Raw genomic sequence first — 16,444 nt, forward strand, 5'->3', positions numbered from 1 at the left:
TCGGCGGCCGCTGAGCGGGACGCGCACCTGTTGATGGTTCGCTCGCTTCGCTCGTTCACGCGCCCACCTCGCTGCGCGCGACGGTCAGCCGGGGCTCCCAGTCCGGGTCGGGTGCCGCGTCGGTGACGGCGACCATCCCGCCGGGCATCCAGCGGGAGGTGCCCAGGAGCTCGGTGTAGATGCCCCGGAAGCCGTCGATGTTCTGGCGGAGCGTGAACTGCTCGATGACCCGCAGCCGGGCCCCCTCGCCGAGCCGGGCGCGCCGGGCGGGGTCGCGCAGCAGCTCGATCGCGGCGGCCGCCATCGGCTCGGGCTCGCGCGGCGGGACGACCAGTCCGGTGTCGCCGACCGCCTCGCGCACCCCGCCGACGTCGGTCGAGACGGTCGCGCGGCCGCAGGACATGGCCTCGATCAGGGTGAACGGGAAGCCCTCGCTGATGCTGGAGAGCATCACCACGTTGCCCGCCGCGTACGCGTCGGTGATGTCGGCGACGCGGCCCTCGAAGGCCACCGAGTCGGCCACGCCGAGCTCGGCGGCCAGGGCTATGCAGCCGTCCCGGTACGCCTCGCCGCCCTTGGGGGTGCCCCCGAAGAGCCGCAGCCGCGCCTCGGGGATCTCGCGGTGGACGATGGCGAAGGCCCGGATCAGCGTCTCCAGGTCCTTGATCGGGTCGACCCGGCCGGCCCAGCTGAGGGTCGGCGTCCCGGGCTCCGGTCCGGCGGGCGGGAAGGCGGCCGGGTCCACGCCGTTGTAGACGGTGCGGATGTGGGTGGAGGGGGTGCCGCCGCGCTCCTCCCAGCGCCGGTTGTACCGGTTGCCGGGGGTGACCAGCGCGGCCTGCCGGTAGCTCTCCTCGGCGAGCATCCGGTAGAAGCCCAGCAGCAGCGCCTTGACCGGCCAGCGGTACGGGCCGGTGCGGTAGCCGAGGTAGCGCTCGCGCAGGTAGATGCCGTGCTCGGTGAGCAGGAACGGTACGCCGTACTGCTGGGCGGCGATCAGCCCGGGCAGGGTGGCGAGGCCGCCGCTGGCCGCGTGGGCGACGCCGTCGGTGGGCGGGTTGACCGAGAGCGGCCGCAGCGCGTGCTCCAGCAGGTCGGTGGCGTTCAGCGCGTCGTGCAGGGTGGGCCGGGAGACGGCGGTGGGCAGGTAGTCGCGGGTCCACACGTGCTGGAGGGTGCGCAGGGCGCGCTCGCTGCGCAGCGCCGGGCTGAGCAGCCCGCGCCGGGCGAGGTCGGCGAAGCCGTACAGCTCGGTGCCGAAGTGGGTGGTGTAGACGGGGTCGAGGACGGAGTGCAGGAAGCGCTCGTACGCGTTGAGGAATCGCCGCATCTCCTTGCCGCGCGGTGGCCGGCCCTCCGAGGCCGGGCCCCACAGCGGTGCGGTGGTGACCGACCGCACGTTGGCGGGCAGCTCCCAGGCCAGTGGTTCGTGGCCGGTTCCGGTGACGGCGATGATGTCGAAGTCGACGTCCGGCATGCCCTGGACGAGCTGGTCGCACCAGACGCTCACACCGCCGTGCTGGTGCGGGTACGTCCCCTCGGTGAGCAGGGTGACGCGCATCTCCTGTCCCCCCTCCTGTTCTTGCGTCGTCTGTCCGGCCTGGGTGGCCGGAGCGGGAGCCGTGGCGGGGTCGGACCGGTCGCCCGGTCCGACCCCGCCAAGGGGTGTTACGGGTTACCGGTTGCCGGAGCGCCCGGTGGTGCTGCCGTGCGAGGCCGTCCCCCCGGGGGCCTTGCCGGCCGGGGTGCCCTGGGCCCGGGCACCGTTGCCCTGGGCGATGTCCTTGCCGGGCACCGGGGTTCCGCTGCCGGGCACGAGGGACTTGGCGGCGGGCTTGCGGGTGGTGTCACCCGGACCGGCCGGGACCGGGGTGGCGACGCCCTGCGGCACGACCTTCTTGTCCGTCGGCGCCGGTGCCGGGACGGACTTGGCCGCGACGTTCGGCGCGACGGCGGCCGGGGCGGCCGGCGCGCTGCTGGACGGGAGCTGCAGGGTGACACTGCTCTGCAGGGCGCCCGGGGACACCCAGCCCGAGAGCGTACCGGCGTAGGCCGAACCGAAGGCGGCCGTACCGATGGCCATCTTCTGAGCAGTTCCGGTCGGCATGGTGGCCTGGATCTGAACACCGGCCGGCGCGCTGACGGTGACGGTGTTGCCGATCCGGTACGCGGTGACCTGTCCGGAGGCGAGGGCGTTGTTCCACGCCGCGCGCTTCTGGAACTCCTGGCCGATCTCACGCTCGCCGAGGTTCACGATCGGGGTGTTGTCGGCGTGCAGCGAGCGGTAGGTGCCGAGGATCTTCTCCAGCACCGGGTACGCGATCCGGTCCTCGGAGAGGTTCGACTGGTGGATGAAGTGCGGCCGCGGGTCGTTGTTCAGCACGTGGCCGAGGTCGATCCGGGCCTCCAGCGGCACGATGTACGACTGGTAGCCGGTGGTGGTGTCCAGCGGCTGGGGCAGGCAGGTGGAACTGGGGTTGTTCTCGCAGACGCCGCTGCCGCCGTTGGCCTTGCTGGTGTAGATCCAGTTGTACTCGTCGGCCTCCTCCTGCGCCGTGCCGGCGTTGTAGAAGACGTTCATCGGGTACCGCGGCACGGTCAGCGTGGACGAGCCGACGGCCCGCTGGGCGGGCTCGCGGGAGGCGTCGCTGCCGGTGAACCTGATGCCGTTGGCGGCCAGCGCCGGCGCCAGGTTCGGGTTGTCGCTGGTCTCCTGCGGGGCGGTGAGCAGACCGGAGTGCTCGCCGGTGACGAGCACCTGCGGGTCGACCTTGAGGCCGTTGGTGGCGGCCCAGTCGAAGTTCTGCTTGATCTGGGTGGAGATGGTGTTCTGGTCGACCCAGACGGTGTTGCCCGAGGCGTCCTTGGTGCACTTCCACGGCACCACGCTGACGTCCTGCACGCAGCCCAGGTACGGGTGGCTGTAGGTGTGGTTGACCCAGCGGTAGCTGCTCTGGTCGGCGATCATCTGGCTGGCGGTCGGGTCCACCGTGGCCTGGTGGTCGGCCTTCCAGTCCTCGCTGCCGTTGCCGTTGAACAGCATGTCGAGGGTGAAGTTGTTGGTGGTCTCCCACTGCTTGGCGTACTGCGCGTCGGCCTGGGTCATCCGGATCGGGGTGCCGGTGTCCGGGGTGCCGGGCGGGCAGGTGACGTCGCCGGGGGTGCACTTGAGCGTCGTCGACCAGCGGTCGTCGGCCAGGAAGACGTCGTCGATGTGGGTGGCGAAGTAGTTCCGGTCGTAGCCGAGGTGGACGCCCTGGGTGATCCAGTCGACCATGCCGCGGGCCAGCAGCCGGTACTGCTGCTGGTACTGGTTGTAGACGAAGGTGACGACCAGTTCCTTGCGGCCGTCGTGGGTGTACTCACCGACCAGCGAGCCGCGGCTGGTCGTGTTGGGGATCGCGGCGTCGACCAGTGGGACGAAGGAGGCGCCGGACGGCAGGTTGGCGAGCGGGGTCGCCAGGTAGCCGTAGCTCTCGGGGACCTTGGGGTCGTTGTCCTCGAACGGGACGCTGCCCTTGAGGTACCCGAACGGACCGGAAGTCCCGGCCGCCGTGGTGGCCGCCTGGAATCCGTCGAGGGTTCCGGTGAATCCGGGATTCGCGGCGTAGTTCAGACCCACGGCCGGGCTGGCCCAGGTGTACGCGTCGATCTGCCGGACGTTGAAAGCGGCTTCGTACGTGGCGATCGCCGTCATCTCGGCGGCGTTGGAGAAGGGGTTTTCGTTGGGCAGCACGATGCCCTGGTACTTGCCCCGGGGAAGCCCGTTCACCGTGTCGCTCAGGAAAGCGGCGTCGATGACGGGGCGGTTGGGGTCATTGAGGGTGACGACCTTGTACGGCGTGCCCTGGCTCTTCAGTTCGGCGGTGATCGCCGCGACGGACGGTCCCCCGTCGTCGATGACCAGGATGGTGAGGTCGATCCTGGGCGGCGTGGTGTCGCCGTGGGCCAGGGTGATCTGCAGGCCGCTGGCCAGCAGGACTGCCGCTGCGCAAGCGGCGACTCTTCGGGTCGCTCGACCCATGTCTGATCCTCCCCTTGGACAGGCCCCGCGCTCCTCGGCGCTCGCCTGCCCGTGTAGCTGTTCGCGGGCAGCAGGCTGCCCGGCGCCCATCCTGGTCGAGGGTCGACGGTGCGAGGGACCAATTGGGCGAGAGTGCAGCAAACCTGTTACCAACGTTCATGGCGAAGCCATGGAGGCGCTGATTGTGACGGTAACCGGACCGCCCGCGCAAATAATGAATTGAAAATGAAAAACCGGAAGCCGACTGCTACGGCTGGTTACCGACTGTGCGGCTCACGCGCATCCGGTGGGGCACCTACACTGTCGTCGTTGCGCCTGACACTCTTGCACATCTTGCCGCTCCAATGGGCAGGTTCATGCAATATCGGGCACCGCTGTGCCATGTGACAGTCCGAATATGCAATGGAGGCTCGCGGGTGGCCGATCGTCAGATCGCGTCCGAGCGAATCGCGGACGTACGGAATGCGCTCCCGGAGCCGGTCCGGGTGGTCCTGGTCGGGCGCAGCCTCGGCCTGCGCGGCGCGGTCAACGCCCGGGATCTGGGCGGCTACCGGACCGCCGGAGGGCGGTTGGTGCGCGGTGGCGTGGTCCTGCGCAGTGACGGCCTGAACCACGTCACCGCCGAGGACCTCGACCCGCTGGGCGCGCTCGGCCTGCGCGCGGTGGTCGACCTGCGCAGCTCAGACGAGATCCGCGAGGCCGGTCCGGACCGGCTGCCGGACGGCGTCGCCACCCACCACCTCCCGTTGCTGGCAACGGACTTCGACATCCACCTGACGCTGCGCAGCGCCCTCGCCGACCGTAGCCCGCGCAAGCAGCGCACCCTGCTCGGCGACGGCCGGGCGGCCGCCATGATGACCGGCCTCTACCGCTGGTTCGTCACCGACCCGGTGGCCCGTGAGCGCTTCGCCGCCCTGCTGCGGCTGCTCGCCGACCCGGACGGCGTGCCGCTGCTGTTCCACTGCTCGGCCGGCAAGGACCGCACCGGCTGGGCGGCGGCGCTGGTGCTGACCGCCCTGGGCGTGGACCGGGAGACCGTGCTGGCCGACTACCTGCTCACCAACGAGCGCTCCGCCCCGGTGGTCGAGCGGGTGCTGGGCGACTTCGGCAGCCGCGGCCTGATGCGCGAGCCCGAGCTCCTCCTGCCGGTCTTCCGGGCCGACCGCGGCTACCTGGACGCGGCCTTCGCGGAGGTCGAGGCCGGCTGGAGCGGCTTCGACGCGTTCTGGCGGGAGGGGCTCGGGCTGGACGAGGACGTGCTGGCCGGGCTGCGCGCCAACCTCCTCGACGGCGAGGCGGTTTGAGCCCGGCGGCGGTCAGCCCTCGCTGATCAGCCCCTCACGGAGCTGGGTCAGCGTCCGGGTGAGCAGCCGGGAGACGTGCATCTGGGAGATCCCGATCTCCTCGCCGATCTGCGACTGGGTCAGGTTGCCGAAGAACCGCAGCATGATGATCCGGCGCTCGCGCGGCGGCAGCTTGGCCAGCAGCGGCTTGAGCGACTCCCGGTACTCCACGCCCTCCAGCGCGAGGTCCTCGTAGCCGAGCCGCTCGGCCAGCGGCCCTTCGCTGTCCTCCTCGCCGGGACTGGAGTCGAGCGAGCTGGCGGTGTACGCGTTGCCCACCGCGAGGCCCTCGACCACGTCCTCCTCGCTGACCCCGAGGCAGGCGGCCAGCTCGGCGACGGTGGGGGAGCGGTCCAGCCGCTGGGACAGTTCGTCCCCGGCCTTGGTGAGCGCCAGCCGCAGCTCCTGGAGCCGGCGCGGCACCCGGACCGACCAGCTGGTGTCCCGGAAGAAGCGCTTGATCTCGCCGACCACGGTCGGCATGGCGAAGGTGGGGAACTCCACCCCGCGCTCCGGGTCGAACCGGTCGATCGCCTTGATCAGGCCGATGGTGCCGACCTGGACGATGTCCTCCATCGGCTCGTTGCGGCTGCGGAAGCGCGCGGAGGCGTACCGGACCAGCGGCAGGTTGAGCTCGATCAGGGTGTCGCGGACGTAGGTGTGCTCCGCACTGCCGGGCTCCAGCGCGGCCAGCCGCAGGAACAGCGAGCGGGAGAGCGTCCGGGTGTCCAGCCCGGAGCCGGGCGGTGCCTCGGTGGGCGTCCCGGGGCCGGGAGCGCCGCTCGATCCGACCCGCTGGAGCGGGATCCGGTCCTCGGCGACCGCCGTACCCTTGGCCTGACCAGCGTGGATCTCCGCAGTGCCCAGCTCTCCGGACATGCGCCCACCCCCTCGTGACTGTCAGTTGAACGGGGGCCGTCGCACGGAGGTTCCCGACTGGGGCCCAACCCCCTCCATACCGGAACGCGGCCGACGGCAAACCCGAACGTCGCGAGATGTCACGCCAGGGTAACGCGCTGCAATCTCACTCTTCCCAGGAGTTGCCGGTCCGAAGCCTCGTCAGGATCCGCGAGAGCAGCCGGGAGACGTGCATCTGGGACATCCCCAGCTCGGTGCTGATCTGCGACTGGGTGAGGTTGGCGAAGAACCGCAGCATCACGATCCGCCGCTCCCGCTCGGGGAGTTGGACCAGCAGGTGGCGGACCATGTCGCGGTGCTCGACCTCGGCCAGCGCGGCGTCCTCGTAGCCGAGCCGGTCCAGCAGGGCGAGCCCGCCCTCGTGCTCCTGGGCGGCCTCCAGGGAGGCCGCGTTGTAGGCCCGCCCGGCGTCCAGGCAGGCCCGGACGTCCTCCTCGGGGATCCGCAGGCTGGCGGCGATCTCGGGCACCTTGGGGGCCCGCCCGTGCAGCACCGTCAGCTCCTCCATGGCGCCGCTGACCTGGACCCACAGCTCCTGGAGCCGGCGCGGGACGTGCATGGTGCGGACGTTGTCCCGGAAGTAGCGCTTGATCTCGCCCAGGATGGTCGGCAGCGCGTAGGTGGGGAACTGGACGCCCCGGGTCGGGTCGAAGCGGTCGATCGCGTTGATCAGGCCGATGGTGCCGACCTGGACGACGTCCTCCATCGGCTCGCTGCGGCTGCGGAAGCGGGTGGCCGCGTAGCGGACCAGCGGGATGTTCACCTCGATCAGGGCGGCCCGGACCCGCTCCCGCTCGGGGGCGTCGGGGGGCAGCTCGGCGAGCCGCTCGAACAGCACCCGGGTGAGCGTCCGGACGTCCACGGCGGGCCGGCCGCCGGGGGCGCGCAGCCGGTCCGGGCGGAGCTCGCCGGCCGGGCTGATGATCGCAGCCAGCACCTCGTCCACGGACACGTCACCCCTCCCAAAGTCGACAACGGCGGGCCCTGCGGATCGGGTGTCGCGGCTGGTTCGCACCTCGCCATGTCCGTCAAAACCGGTCATAGCATCACAAGGCGGGCGCAGGTCGGGCAAGCACCCGATGGAGGTGTGTTGGTGGGGCTCCGGGCCTTCGCGGCACCCGTCGGCGAGGCGCCGCAAGGGTCGTTCCCGGGCGGACCAAGACGCCCCGCCCGGGAGCCGGACGGGGCGGGCGCGGTCCGTCCGGGGGACGGCCGCCGGGGGCGCGACGGGTCAGACCTCGAGGTCGGCGATCACCCAGGTCGCGAACTCGCGCCACTGGCCGGCGGCGGCCTGGTGCGCGGGGTGGGTCAGGTACGACTGGAGGGACTCCCGGTCCTCGACCAGGCTGTTGATCGCGTAGTCGTACGCGATGTCCCGCTCGGTGATGTTCCAGCCGCACTCCCACTCGCGCAGCTCGGGGATCAGCGGGCCGAGCTCGGCGAACGCCTTGACGCCGGCGAGCACGCGCTGGTCGTCCTTGGCGACGCCCTCGTTGAGCTTGAACAGGACCAGGTGGCGGATCACGATTGCCGCTCCTTACTTGATCAGACCGGTCATGAAGGTGCCGACCGCCTTGGCCGCGTTCGAGATGCCCTCGAAGCCCAGCTGGACGAGTTCGGCTGACCGGGCCGGTGAGGTGATGATCGAGTAGAGCACGAAGATGAGCAGGAGGACCATGCCGATCTTCTTCGCCTGCGCCATCGTGACCTTCCTCCCTGCGGTGGGCCGCCGTCATCCGGGTCCCCGAGCGGCCCTGCAGGCAGCTTATCCACCGGACGGGCTATCAAGTGTGCGACGCGTTCGCCCGGCGGGACGAAGGTCCTCGCGGGTGGGGCCTTTCTCCGGGTGCCCCGCCGCGGCCCGGGCGGCAGGATGGATGACGTGCCGCGGATCCGGCAGGAATCCCCGGCACGTGGATCCGGAGACCCCGCTGTGGGACCGGTCGTCGCGACTTCCCCCGCCGCGGCACCGGTTGTGGGACTCCGCCGGGGGAGCGGTCAGCCCCCCGAGCCGCTCCCCCTCCAGGCTCCGTACGAGCTGGGCCGTGGTGGTCATCATCGCCCCGGAGCGCGGAGCCCTTTCCGCGTCCGAGGGTGCGCGGAAACGCCGAGGGCCCGTCCGGATCGGACGGGCCCTCGGGCTTTCCAGCGGTAGCGGTGGGATTCGAACCCACGGTGGAGTTGCCCCCACACACGCTTTCGAGGCGTGCTCCTTTGGCCGCTCGGACACGCTACCGAGGGGAACTCTACCGGACGGGTGGCGCGGTCACGAAATCCGTATCCGCGGGCCCGCTCCCGGGCGGGGTCAGCGGTGGGTGTCGAAGAAGGCGCGCAGCTGCTCGCCGCACTCCTCGGCGAGGACGCCCCAGATCACCTCGGGCCGGTGGTTGAGCCGACGGTCGCGCATCACGTCGAAGAGCGAGCCGGCCGCGCCGGCCTTCTCGTCGAGGGCGCCGTAGACCACCCGGTCGATCCGGGACAGCACGATGGCGCCGGCGCACATCGTGCAGGGCTCCAGGGTGACCACCAAGGTGCAGCCGCTGAGCCGCCACGCCCCGAGGTTCTCCGCGGCCTGCCGGATCGCGACCACCTCGGCGTGCGCGGTCGGGTCGCCGACCGCCTCGCGCTCGTTGTGGCCGCGCCCGAGCACCTCGCCGTCCGGGCCCAGGACGAGCGCCCCGACCGGGACGTCCCCGGTGGCCGGCGCCAGGGCGGCCTCGGCGATGGCGAGGCGCATCGGCGCCGCCCAGCGGTCGCGGACCGGGTCGGGGCGGACGGGGGCGGGCAGCGGGGGGACGTGCGGGACGGTCAGCGGGGTGGATGCGGGCTGCATGGCATCCAGTGTCGGGCATCCGGTGATGGACACCGGCCCGGCCGGTGCCGTTACCGGACCGCCTCCAGGACCTCGCCGCAGCCCAGGGCCTCGGCGATCTCCTCCAGGGCGTCGCCCGGCACCGCGCCCTCGCCGCTGAGGGCGAGCAGCTCGTCGGCGGCCAGGCCGAACTCGGTGAGCAGGTGGGCGTCGCCGAGCGGGCCGACCGGGACGCCGCCGCGGGCGTCCGCGTCCTCGTCGTCCTGCTCCTCGGCCTCCGCCTCCTCGTCCAGGAGGTGGTCCAGGTCGCCGAACTCGCTCTCGCCGGCCTGGTCGACCAGTTCGTCGGTGAGGACGGAGCCGTAGGAGCTGCGGGCGGCGGCGGCGCCGTCCGACACGAAGATCCGCGGGTCGTCCTCGCCGTCCACCCGGACGATGGCGAACCAGGAGTCCTCCTGTTCGATGAAGATCAGGACGCTGTCGTCGTCCTGCGCGGAGCCGCGGGCCAGGTCGGCCAGATCGGCCAGGGTTTCGACGTCGTCGAGCTCCGTCTCGCTCACATCCCACCCGTCCTCGGTGCGAGCAAGCACTGCAGCGAAGTACGCCACCAGGGACACTCCCAAGATCATCGGTCTCGGCTGTCGGCGCGCTCGGGCGACGCGAAAATCTGGCCGCCCCCGCGCCAGAGGCGGTCCGCCTGTTCGGACCGTCCCATCGGAATCGTGACAGAAAGCCCGCCCTTGCGGGGGGTGTTCCGCAGCGCGTCTTTGCAGGTCGTGTCGGAAGGGCCGGACGGCGGACAGCGGAGTCGGGCCGGGGCCGTCCGAAGCCGGTCGAATTTTGCTCCGAACGTCTGTCCGGGTGACGGCGGGTCGGATCGGGCTGGGATCGGAGGGGTGGGGGAACCGGGTCGGGCCGGGTCAGATGCGGAAGGTTCGCATCCGCATCGCTTCGCGCATCCGCCGTTCCCTGGTCCGCCGGGGCTGGACCCGCTCCCTCAGCTCGCGGGCCTCGGCGAGCTCTCGCAGGAAGACGGCCCGCCGCTTGCGGCGCTCCGACTCGGTCTCCGGGGGGTCCTGCGGCGGGCCGGCGCGCAGGGCCGCCCCGCCGGCGGAATCGTCCGCCGAGCCGTCCCCGGCGTTCGGGTTGCTCGTCATAAGACGTGACATTCCCAGAACGGCCGGGTTGATACCACAGGAAACGGTCCGGTCCGGACATTCGCCGTGCGTCACGGCGTGTCACGGAAAGGTGACGCGGCCGGTGGGCGGCCTGGCACGGCGTGTCGTACAGGCGTCCAGGACCGGGCTAACCTCGATGCATGCGTCTCCACGTCGTCGACCACCCCCTGGTCGCCCACAAGCTCTCCACCCTGCGCGACGAGCGCACCGACTCGCCGACCTTCCGTCGCCTGACCGACGAGCTGGTGACCCTCCTCGCCTACGAGGCCACCCGGGACGTCCGCACCGACGAGGTGGAGATCACCACGCCCGTGGCGGTCACGCTCGGCACCCGGCTCAGCTACCCGCGACCGCTGGTCGTACCGATCCTGCGGGCCGGCCTCGGCATGCTGGACGGGATGACCCGCCTGCTGCCGACCGCCGAGGTGGGCTTCCTCGGCATGGTGCGCAACGAGGAGACCCTGGAGGCCTCCACGTACGCCACCCGGATGCCGGACGACCTCTCCGGCCGCCAGGTCTACGTGCTCGACCCGATGCTGGCCACCGGCGGCACCCTGGTCGCCGCGATCAGGATGCTGATCGAGCGCGGCGCCACCGACGTCACCGCCGTGGTGCTGCTGGCCGCGCCGGAGGGCGTCGAGGTGATGCAGCGCGAGCTGGCCGGCCTGCCGGTCACCGTGGTCACCGCCGCCCTGGACGAGCGACTGAACGAGAACGGCTACATCGTCCCCGGCCTGGGCGACGCGGGCGACCGGCTGTACGGCACGGCCGGCTGAGCCCCTTTCCGAACGTCCGAGAGCCCCCGGCAGTGCCGGGGGCTCTCCTGCTGTCGTGCGGTCAACAGGTGCCGGTGGTGCTCGGGGTGGGGGAGGGCTTGATGGCCAGGGCGAGGGCGGCGGCCGCCTGGGTCTCGTCCAGCAGGGCGTTGTAGCTGTCGCCGATCACGAAGTCCACGCTGGCGTCGGTGCGGGCGTCGGCGGTGACGGTGGCCCCGGCGATCTGGGAGCTCACCAGGGTGCCGGCGGCGGCGCCGCTCGGGCCGGCGATCACCTGGGCGGTGCCGGGCACCTTCTTGTCCAGCTCGGCGGGCGCGTTGCCGACCTTGCCGATGACGAAGCCGCGCTTCTTGAGCTCGTCGGCGGTCCGCCCGGCCAGGCCGGACTTGGTGGTGGCGTTGTAGACGTTCACCGTGACGGCCGTGGGCGCGGGGACGGCGTGCGGGTCCACCACGGCGGCGGGGGCGCCGGAGGCCGCGGGGCTGCCGGGCGTGGCGCCCGCCGTCGGGGCGGCCAGCGGCTTGCCGGACGGGTCGGCGCAGGCCTGCGCGGAGGCGTTCCGGTCCTTGCCGCGGAAGATGTCGTACAGCTGCACGCCGCCGAGGCCGATCAGGGCCAGGGCGAGCAGGGCCGCGAGCGCGGCGATCACCTTGCGACTCTTCTTCGGGGGCCGGCCCAGCCGCGGGTAGGCGTTGCCGGTGATGCGGTACTGCTTCCCCTTGAGGCCTTGGGGAGTCAACATGCTCACGGTTTGTCTCCCCCTCGTGCCAGGGCGGGGTCGGGATGACGGATCGGCCGGGTGGAGGCGACCCCCGGGTGCGGGCGGATCCCCTGGTCGCGGCCGTAGTCAGCAGCGTAGTGCCGGACAGCTGGGAAGGTACTAAACGATCATCATCTGGAGTACCTCGGTACCCGAAAGGAGGTACCCGGGTACGCCCGGACCGCCCTCCGCCTGGTGGCGAGGGGGCGGTCCGGGGAGGTCGCCGTGCGGCCGTCAGTCCATCTCGAGGACACGGGCGTGCAGCACCTGGCGCTGCTGCAGCGCGGCCCGTACGGCCCGGTGCAGCCCGTCCTCCAGGTAGAGGTCGCCGCGCCACTTCACCACGTGGGCGAAGAGGTCCCCGTAGAAGGTCGAGTCCTCGGCCAACAGGGTTTCCAGGTCGAGTTGGCCCTTGGTGGTCACCAGCTGGTCGAGCCGCACCGGACGCGGGGCGACGTCAGCCCACTGGCGGGTACTCGTCCGGCCGTGATCCGGGTACGGCCGCCCATTGCCGATGCGCTTGAAGATCACACGGAAAGCCTACCGTTCGGACGGCGGATGGCGCAGCAGCCGCGGGGGCGCCACGCGCACGGGTGTGAGCTGCGGGTGGGCGTTTGCGGCTGTTTGATGGGAAATGTCGTGAACATCGCGTACGCCTTCACCGGGCCCGCCCTCGACCTCGGTGCGGTGCTGCTGGAGCAGGTCGGCGTCAGAGGCCCAGGTCGTCGAGCTCCTTGAGCAGGGCGGCGTTGGGGCTGTTCGGATCGGTGGCGACGGGGACGGGCTTCGGCTTCGCCTGGTTGCGGAGCAGGACGGCGGCGGCCAGTCCGCCGATCAGCCCGCCGAGGTGGCCCAGCCAACTGACCCCGTGGACGACCGGCAGCACCCCGATCAGGATCGTCCAGTAGACCGCGGCGACGCCGATGCCGACGACCGCGTCCAGCACGTTGCGGTCCAGGACCCCGCGCAGCACCACGTAGCCGAGGTAGCCGTAGACCATGCCGCTCGCTCCGGCCGTCACGGTGTTCGGGCTCTCCAGCAGCCAGACCGTGAGCCCGCCGGACACCGTGATCACCAGACTGGCCAGCAGGAACTTCCGCATGCCCCGGTAGGCGGCCAGGAAGCCGAGCACGAACAGCGGCCAGGAGTTGGCCACGATGTGGTCCCAACTGAAGTGCAGGAACGGCATGGTGAACATCTCGGGCAGGTCGTCCACCCGCTCCGGACGCAGGCCGAACTCCTTGGACAGGTCGTAGTCGTCCAGCCAGTTCACCACCTGCACGGACCAGATGACGGCCTGGATCCCGAGCATGGTGAGCAGGGCGCGGCGGGAGTCCGAGAGCAACCGGGCGAGTTTCGAGGCCATGACGTCGACTCTAGGGGCGGCCGGATCGGACGTGCACCGCATTACAGTGATCCGTGTCATTCCGACCGTGAGAGGTGCACCCCATGAGTGTTCGTCCGCCGCTGCCGTACGAGTTCCTGCCGCAGGTGCCGTCCTTCGAGCTGACCAGCCGGGACATCACCGAAGGCGGCACGCTGGGCCGGGAGTTCATCCACGGCGGCGGCAACCTCTCGCCGCAGCTGGCCTGGTCGGGGCTGCCGGAGGGCACCCGGAGCATCGCCGTCACCTGCTACGACCCGGACGCGCCGACCGGCTCCGGCTGGTGGCACTGGCTGGCCCTCAACCTGCCCGCCGACACCGCCGGACTGCCGCGCGGCGCCGGCTCCTCGGACGACGACCTGCCGGGCGCGGCCTCCTTCCACGGGCGCAACGACTTCCCGGGCAACAAGTACGACGGCGCCGCCCCGCCGCCCGGCGCCCCGCACCGGTACGTGTTCGCGGTGCACGCGCTGGACGTGGAGAAGCTGGACGTCACCGCCGACACCCCGCCGGCCCAGGTCGGCTTCCACATCACCTTCCACACCCTGGGGCGGGCGCTGCTGACGGCGGAGTACGGGGTCTGAGGTTTCCGCTGTCAGGGTCCGGTCGGACGGCCGGACCCTGACTCCCTCCGGTTCGCCGCGTGGTCGGCCCTGGCCGCGATCGTGCGCAGGTGCTCGCGCAGTTCCGGGGGCTCGTGCACATCGAAGTCGCAGTCCAGCATCAGCAGCCCGGACGCCAGCCACTTCAGGGAGTCCGCCCGGGAGCGCAGCAGGCAGCTGTGGTCGTCGATCGGTTCGATCTCGTAGTCCCCGGTCCAGGGCATCCAGCCGTCGACCTCGGCGGCGGGGCGGTGGACGGTGGCCACCATGGTGTGCGTGGGTGACCGGCGGCGCAGCCGGCTCGCCACGAACACGGCGGCGTCCTCGGCCGGGAGCGGGCGCGGGGTGAAGCGGGCGCCGGTGGCGAACGGCTCGGTGATCCGGTCGACCCGGAACAGCCGCCAGTCCTCCCGGTCCAGGTCGTAGCCGATCAGGTACCAGCGACGGCCGGTCGAGACCAGCCGCTCGGGCTCGACGTTGCGCCGGGTCTTGGCCCCGTCGCGGGCCCGGTAGGCGAAGCGCAGGCGCTCGTGCTTGGTGACGGCGCCGGCGAGCAGGGTCAGGGCCTCCGGGTCGACGGTCGGGCCGTCCCCGGTGAGCAGCGGCACGGTCGCCGTGTTCAGGGTCCCCACCCGGTGCCGCAGCCGGCTCGGCAGCACCTGGAGCAGCTTGCCGAGCGCCCGTACCGAGGCCTCCTCGATGCCGACCACGGCGTGTCCGGCGGCCGCCCGCAGGCCGACCGCGATGGCCACCGCCTCCTCGTCGTCCAGCAGCAGCGGTGGCATCGCCGTGCCCGCGACCAGCCGGTAGCCGCCGACCGCGCCCATGGTGGCCTGCACCGGGTAGCCGAGGTCGCGCAGCCGGTCGATGTCCCGGCGGATGGTGCGGGGGCTGACGCCGAGCCGCTCGGCCAGTTCGCTGCCGGGCCACTCGCGCGGGGTCTGCAGCAGCGACAGCAGGTTCAGCAGCCGGGCGGGGGTGTCGCTCATGCGCGCCTCCCGATGGTTCGCTCGCCGTGCTCGCTCATGCCGTCCAGCATGCCCGACGAACTGGGACAGGACCTGACCTACATGGTCCGTACCGTTCCGGACGTGAAGCAGCGGACGAACGAGGAGAACGCAATGAGTACGGCGGGAGCCGACCGGCGGAGGTGGATCGCGCTGGCGATCGTGATGGTCGCCTCCTTCATGGACCTGGTGGACGTCACCATCGTCAACATCGCCATCCCGAGCATCCAGCAGGACACCGGCGCCTCCTTCAGCGCCATCCAGTGGGTCACCGGCGGCTACGCGCTGGCCTTCGCGATCGGGCTGATCACCGGCGGGCGGCTCGGCGACATCCACGGCCGCAAGCGGCTGTTCCTGATCGGCATCGGCGGCTTCACGCTGGCCTCCGCGCTGTGCGGGCTGGCCTCCGGCCCGGAGATGCTGGTCGCCATGCGGATCCTGCAGGGCGGGACGGCGGCCCTGATGGTGCCGCAGGTGCTGTCGATCATCCACGCGACCTTCCCGGCGGAGGAGCGCGGCAAGGTGTTCGGGATGTTCGGAGCGGTGGTCGGGCTGGGCGCGGTGTCCGGTCCGATGATCGGCGCGCTGCTCACCGAGTGGGACCTGCTGGGCCTCGAGTGGCGGCCGATCTTCCTGATCAACCTGCCCGTCGGCATCGCCGGGCTGCTGCTCGGGCGCCGCTTCATCGACGAGTCCAGGGCCGAGCACGCGCTCAAGCTGGACCTGGTCGGCGTGGCGCTGGCCAGCCTCGGCCTGCTGATGCTGATCTACCCGCTGACCCACGGCCGGGAGGCCGGCTGGCCGCTCTGGGGCTACCTGTCGATGGTCGGCAGCCTGCCGGTGTTCGTGCTCTTCGTGGTGTACGAGAAGGCCAAGGCGCGGCGGGACGGCTCGCCGCTGGTCGAACTGTCGCTGTTCCGTGTGAAGAGCTTCGCGGCCGGGATCTGCGTCCAGCTGGCCTTCGGCGTCGCGCTCGGCATCTTCTTCCTGGTCTGGACGCTCTACATGCAGGTCGGGCTCGGCTGGAGCCCGCTCAAGGCGGGCGCCACCGGCATCCCGTTCTCGCTCGCGGTCTCCACGGCGGCCGGGCTGTCGGTGCAGAAGCTGGTACCGCGGTTCGGACGCAAGGTGCTCCAGGCCGGCGCGCTGATCATGGCGGTGGGCGTGCTCGTCTACATCGCGGAGGCGCACCGGTACGGGACCGGCATCGCGCCCTGGCAGATGGCGCTGCCGCTGGTGGTGATGGGCCTCGGGATGGGGTTGATCGTCGCGCCGATCACCGACGCGATCCTGTCCGAGGTGCCGCGCCGGCACGCCGGGTCGGCCTCGGGGCTGATCAACACCGTGCAGCAGGTCGGCAACGCGCTCGGGCTCGGGCTGGTGTCGGTGGCCTTCTTCGGGGCGATGGACGACGTGGTCGCGCCGGAGGTGCTGGGGACGGCCTTCAGCGGGGCGTTCGTGCACGCGATGTGGTGGGTCGCGGGGGTGCTGCTGGCGGTGTTCCTGCTGATGTTCGCGCTGCCGCGCAAGCGGGGGGCGGCGGTCGGGGACCCGGCGGCCGCTGCTCCGGAGGAGCGCGAGTCCGCCCTGGTGTGACGGGTCCGGTTCGGGGCTTCGGTTCGGGGCTCCGGTTCGGAGCT

The 16,444-nt window shown here is 71.6% G+C and carries 17 protein-coding genes and 1 tRNA gene; 4 read left to right on the plus strand and 14 right to left on the minus strand.

Translation table 11 applies throughout. The features are described from left to right. Positions 1-55: 55 nt before the first annotated feature. Together pelF and ACWCYO_RS18775 are read right to left on the minus strand one after the other, a co-directional pair. Entirely contained in the window at positions 56-1,561 is a 1,506-nt protein-coding gene (pelF, locus tag ACWCYO_RS18770; protein WP_270145897.1) for a GT4 family glycosyltransferase PelF, read from the minus strand. A gap of 114 nt (positions 1,562-1,675) precedes the next feature. Continuing rightward, a complete protein-coding gene (locus ACWCYO_RS18775) occupies positions 1,676-4,024 on the minus strand; it encodes a hypothetical protein (RefSeq protein WP_449784824.1) in 2,349 nt (782 codons plus the stop codon). Positions 4,025-4,440: 416 nt separating this feature from the next. On the opposite strand from ACWCYO_RS18775, the gene ACWCYO_RS18780 reads away from it, so the two are divergent. Then, entirely contained in the window at positions 4,441-5,328 is an 888-nt protein-coding gene (locus ACWCYO_RS18780; protein WP_270145901.1) for a tyrosine-protein phosphatase, read from the plus strand. A gap of 12 nt (positions 5,329-5,340) precedes the next feature. Here the strand turns inward: ACWCYO_RS18780 and ACWCYO_RS18785 are convergent, their stop codons facing one another. From ACWCYO_RS18785 to ACWCYO_RS18820, 8 genes are all read right to left on the minus strand, one after another. Further along, positions 5,341-6,246, minus strand: a complete 906-nt coding sequence (locus ACWCYO_RS18785) for an RNA polymerase sigma factor SigF (RefSeq protein WP_270145903.1) — start codon at positions 6,244-6,246, stop codon at positions 5,341-5,343. A gap of 145 nt (positions 6,247-6,391) precedes the next feature. After that, on the minus strand, positions 6,392-7,237 hold the full coding sequence (locus tag ACWCYO_RS18790; protein ID WP_449784825.1) for an RNA polymerase sigma factor SigF: 846 nt from the start codon (positions 7,235-7,237) through the stop codon (positions 6,392-6,394). A 279-nt stretch (positions 7,238-7,516) separates the two neighbouring features. After that, positions 7,517-7,810, minus strand: coding sequence for a Dabb family protein (locus ACWCYO_RS18795; RefSeq protein WP_270145907.1), 294 nt, complete (start codon positions 7,808-7,810; stop codon positions 7,517-7,519). A 12-nt stretch (positions 7,811-7,822) separates the two neighbouring features. Next, positions 7,823-7,987 (minus strand): hypothetical protein, encoded by a 165-nt coding sequence (locus ACWCYO_RS18800; protein WP_167344920.1) that lies wholly within the window; start codon positions 7,985-7,987, stop codon positions 7,823-7,825. Between the two features lie 447 nt (positions 7,988-8,434). Then, positions 8,435-8,521: transfer RNA gene (locus tag ACWCYO_RS18805), tRNA-Ser, on the minus strand. A gap of 69 nt (positions 8,522-8,590) precedes the next feature. Further along, complete coding sequence (gene tadA, locus ACWCYO_RS18810; protein WP_449784826.1) at positions 8,591-9,118, minus strand: tRNA adenosine(34) deaminase TadA; 528 nt, start codon at positions 9,116-9,118, stop codon at positions 8,591-8,593. 50 nt (positions 9,119-9,168) lie between these two features. After that, positions 9,169-9,726: a tRNA adenosine deaminase-associated protein gene (locus ACWCYO_RS18815; protein WP_270145913.1), complete on the minus strand. Its 558-nt coding sequence runs from the start codon at positions 9,724-9,726 to the stop codon at positions 9,169-9,171. Between the two features lie 291 nt (positions 9,727-10,017). Further along, positions 10,018-10,254 carry a hypothetical protein gene (locus ACWCYO_RS18820; protein ID WP_270145914.1) on the minus strand — a complete coding sequence of 79 codons (237 nt, stop codon included), beginning with the start codon at positions 10,252-10,254 and terminating at the stop codon, positions 10,018-10,020. A gap of 161 nt (positions 10,255-10,415) precedes the next feature. Between ACWCYO_RS18820 and upp the strand changes: the two genes are divergently transcribed. Beyond that, the gene (upp, locus tag ACWCYO_RS18825) at positions 10,416-11,051 is read left to right on the plus strand and encodes a uracil phosphoribosyltransferase (RefSeq protein ID WP_270145916.1); all 636 of its coding nucleotides are present in this window, start codon (positions 10,416-10,418) and stop codon (positions 11,049-11,051) included. 61 nt (positions 11,052-11,112) lie between these two features. On the opposite strand, the gene ACWCYO_RS18830 is transcribed toward upp, so the two are convergent. From ACWCYO_RS18830 to ACWCYO_RS18840, 3 genes are all read right to left on the minus strand, one after another. Then, positions 11,113-11,793 carry a LytR C-terminal domain-containing protein gene (locus tag ACWCYO_RS18830; protein ID WP_270151126.1) on the minus strand — a complete coding sequence of 227 codons (681 nt, stop codon included), beginning with the start codon at positions 11,791-11,793 and terminating at the stop codon, positions 11,113-11,115. Positions 11,794-12,045: 252 nt separating this feature from the next. Beyond that, entirely contained in the window at positions 12,046-12,342 is a 297-nt protein-coding gene (locus ACWCYO_RS18835) for a type II toxin-antitoxin system VapB family antitoxin (RefSeq protein ID WP_014136828.1), read from the minus strand. A 178-nt stretch (positions 12,343-12,520) separates the two neighbouring features. Further along, entirely contained in the window at positions 12,521-13,177 is a 657-nt protein-coding gene (locus ACWCYO_RS18840; protein WP_270145922.1) for a rhomboid family intramembrane serine protease, read from the minus strand. Between the two features lie 83 nt (positions 13,178-13,260). Between ACWCYO_RS18840 and ACWCYO_RS18845 the strand changes: the two genes are divergently transcribed. Continuing rightward, on the plus strand, positions 13,261-13,779 hold the full coding sequence (locus ACWCYO_RS18845; RefSeq protein WP_270145924.1) for a YbhB/YbcL family Raf kinase inhibitor-like protein: 519 nt from the start codon (positions 13,261-13,263) through the stop codon (positions 13,777-13,779). 11 nt (positions 13,780-13,790) lie between these two features. On the opposite strand, the gene ACWCYO_RS18850 is transcribed toward ACWCYO_RS18845, so the two are convergent. Continuing rightward, the gene (locus tag ACWCYO_RS18850; RefSeq protein ID WP_449784827.1) at positions 13,791-14,786 is read right to left on the minus strand and encodes a helix-turn-helix transcriptional regulator; all 996 of its coding nucleotides are present in this window, start codon (positions 14,784-14,786) and stop codon (positions 13,791-13,793) included. A 132-nt stretch (positions 14,787-14,918) separates the two neighbouring features. On the opposite strand from ACWCYO_RS18850, the gene ACWCYO_RS18855 reads away from it, so the two are divergent. After that, positions 14,919-16,400 (plus strand): MFS transporter, encoded by a 1,482-nt coding sequence (locus tag ACWCYO_RS18855; RefSeq protein WP_270151128.1) that lies wholly within the window; start codon positions 14,919-14,921, stop codon positions 16,398-16,400. Positions 16,401-16,444 lie beyond the last annotated feature (44 nt).

The organism is Kitasatospora sp. NPDC001683 (genome assembly GCF_053596495.1).

What these genes read in the sequence shown, in the direction of transcription:
- pelF (WP_270145897.1), bottom strand. Translation starts at nt 1,561, where the DNA reads ATGCGCGTCACCCTGCTCACCGAGGGGACGTACCCGCACCAGCACGGC.
- ACWCYO_RS18775 (WP_449784824.1), bottom strand. Translation starts at nt 4,024, where the DNA reads ATGGGTCGAGCGACCCGAAGAGTCGCCGCTTGCGCAGCGGCAGTCCTG.
- ACWCYO_RS18785 (WP_270145903.1), bottom strand. Translation starts at nt 6,246, where the DNA reads ATGTCCGGAGAGCTGGGCACTGCGGAGATCCACGCTGGTCAGGCCAAG.
- ACWCYO_RS18800 (WP_167344920.1), bottom strand. Translation starts at nt 7,987, where the DNA reads ATGGCGCAGGCGAAGAAGATCGGCATGGTCCTCCTGCTCATCTTCGTG.
- tadA (WP_449784826.1), bottom strand. Translation starts at nt 9,118, where the DNA reads ATGCAGCCCGCATCCACCCCGCTGACCGTCCCGCACGTCCCCCCGCTG.
- ACWCYO_RS18815 (WP_270145913.1), bottom strand. Translation starts at nt 9,726, where the DNA reads ATGATCTTGGGAGTGTCCCTGGTGGCGTACTTCGCTGCAGTGCTTGCT.
- ACWCYO_RS18820 (WP_270145914.1), bottom strand. Translation starts at nt 10,254, where the DNA reads ATGACGAGCAACCCGAACGCCGGGGACGGCTCGGCGGACGATTCCGCC.
- upp (WP_270145916.1), top strand. Translation starts at nt 10,416, where the DNA reads ATGCGTCTCCACGTCGTCGACCACCCCCTGGTCGCCCACAAGCTCTCC.
- ACWCYO_RS18830 (WP_270151126.1), bottom strand. Translation starts at nt 11,793, where the DNA reads ATGTTGACTCCCCAAGGCCTCAAGGGGAAGCAGTACCGCATCACCGGC.
- ACWCYO_RS18840 (WP_270145922.1), bottom strand. Translation starts at nt 13,177, where the DNA reads ATGGCCTCGAAACTCGCCCGGTTGCTCTCGGACTCCCGCCGCGCCCTG.
- ACWCYO_RS18845 (WP_270145924.1), top strand. Translation starts at nt 13,261, where the DNA reads ATGAGTGTTCGTCCGCCGCTGCCGTACGAGTTCCTGCCGCAGGTGCCG.
- ACWCYO_RS18850 (WP_449784827.1), bottom strand. Translation starts at nt 14,786, where the DNA reads ATGAGCGACACCCCCGCCCGGCTGCTGAACCTGCTGTCGCTGCTGCAG.
- ACWCYO_RS18855 (WP_270151128.1), top strand. Translation starts at nt 14,919, where the DNA reads ATGAGTACGGCGGGAGCCGACCGGCGGAGGTGGATCGCGCTGGCGATC.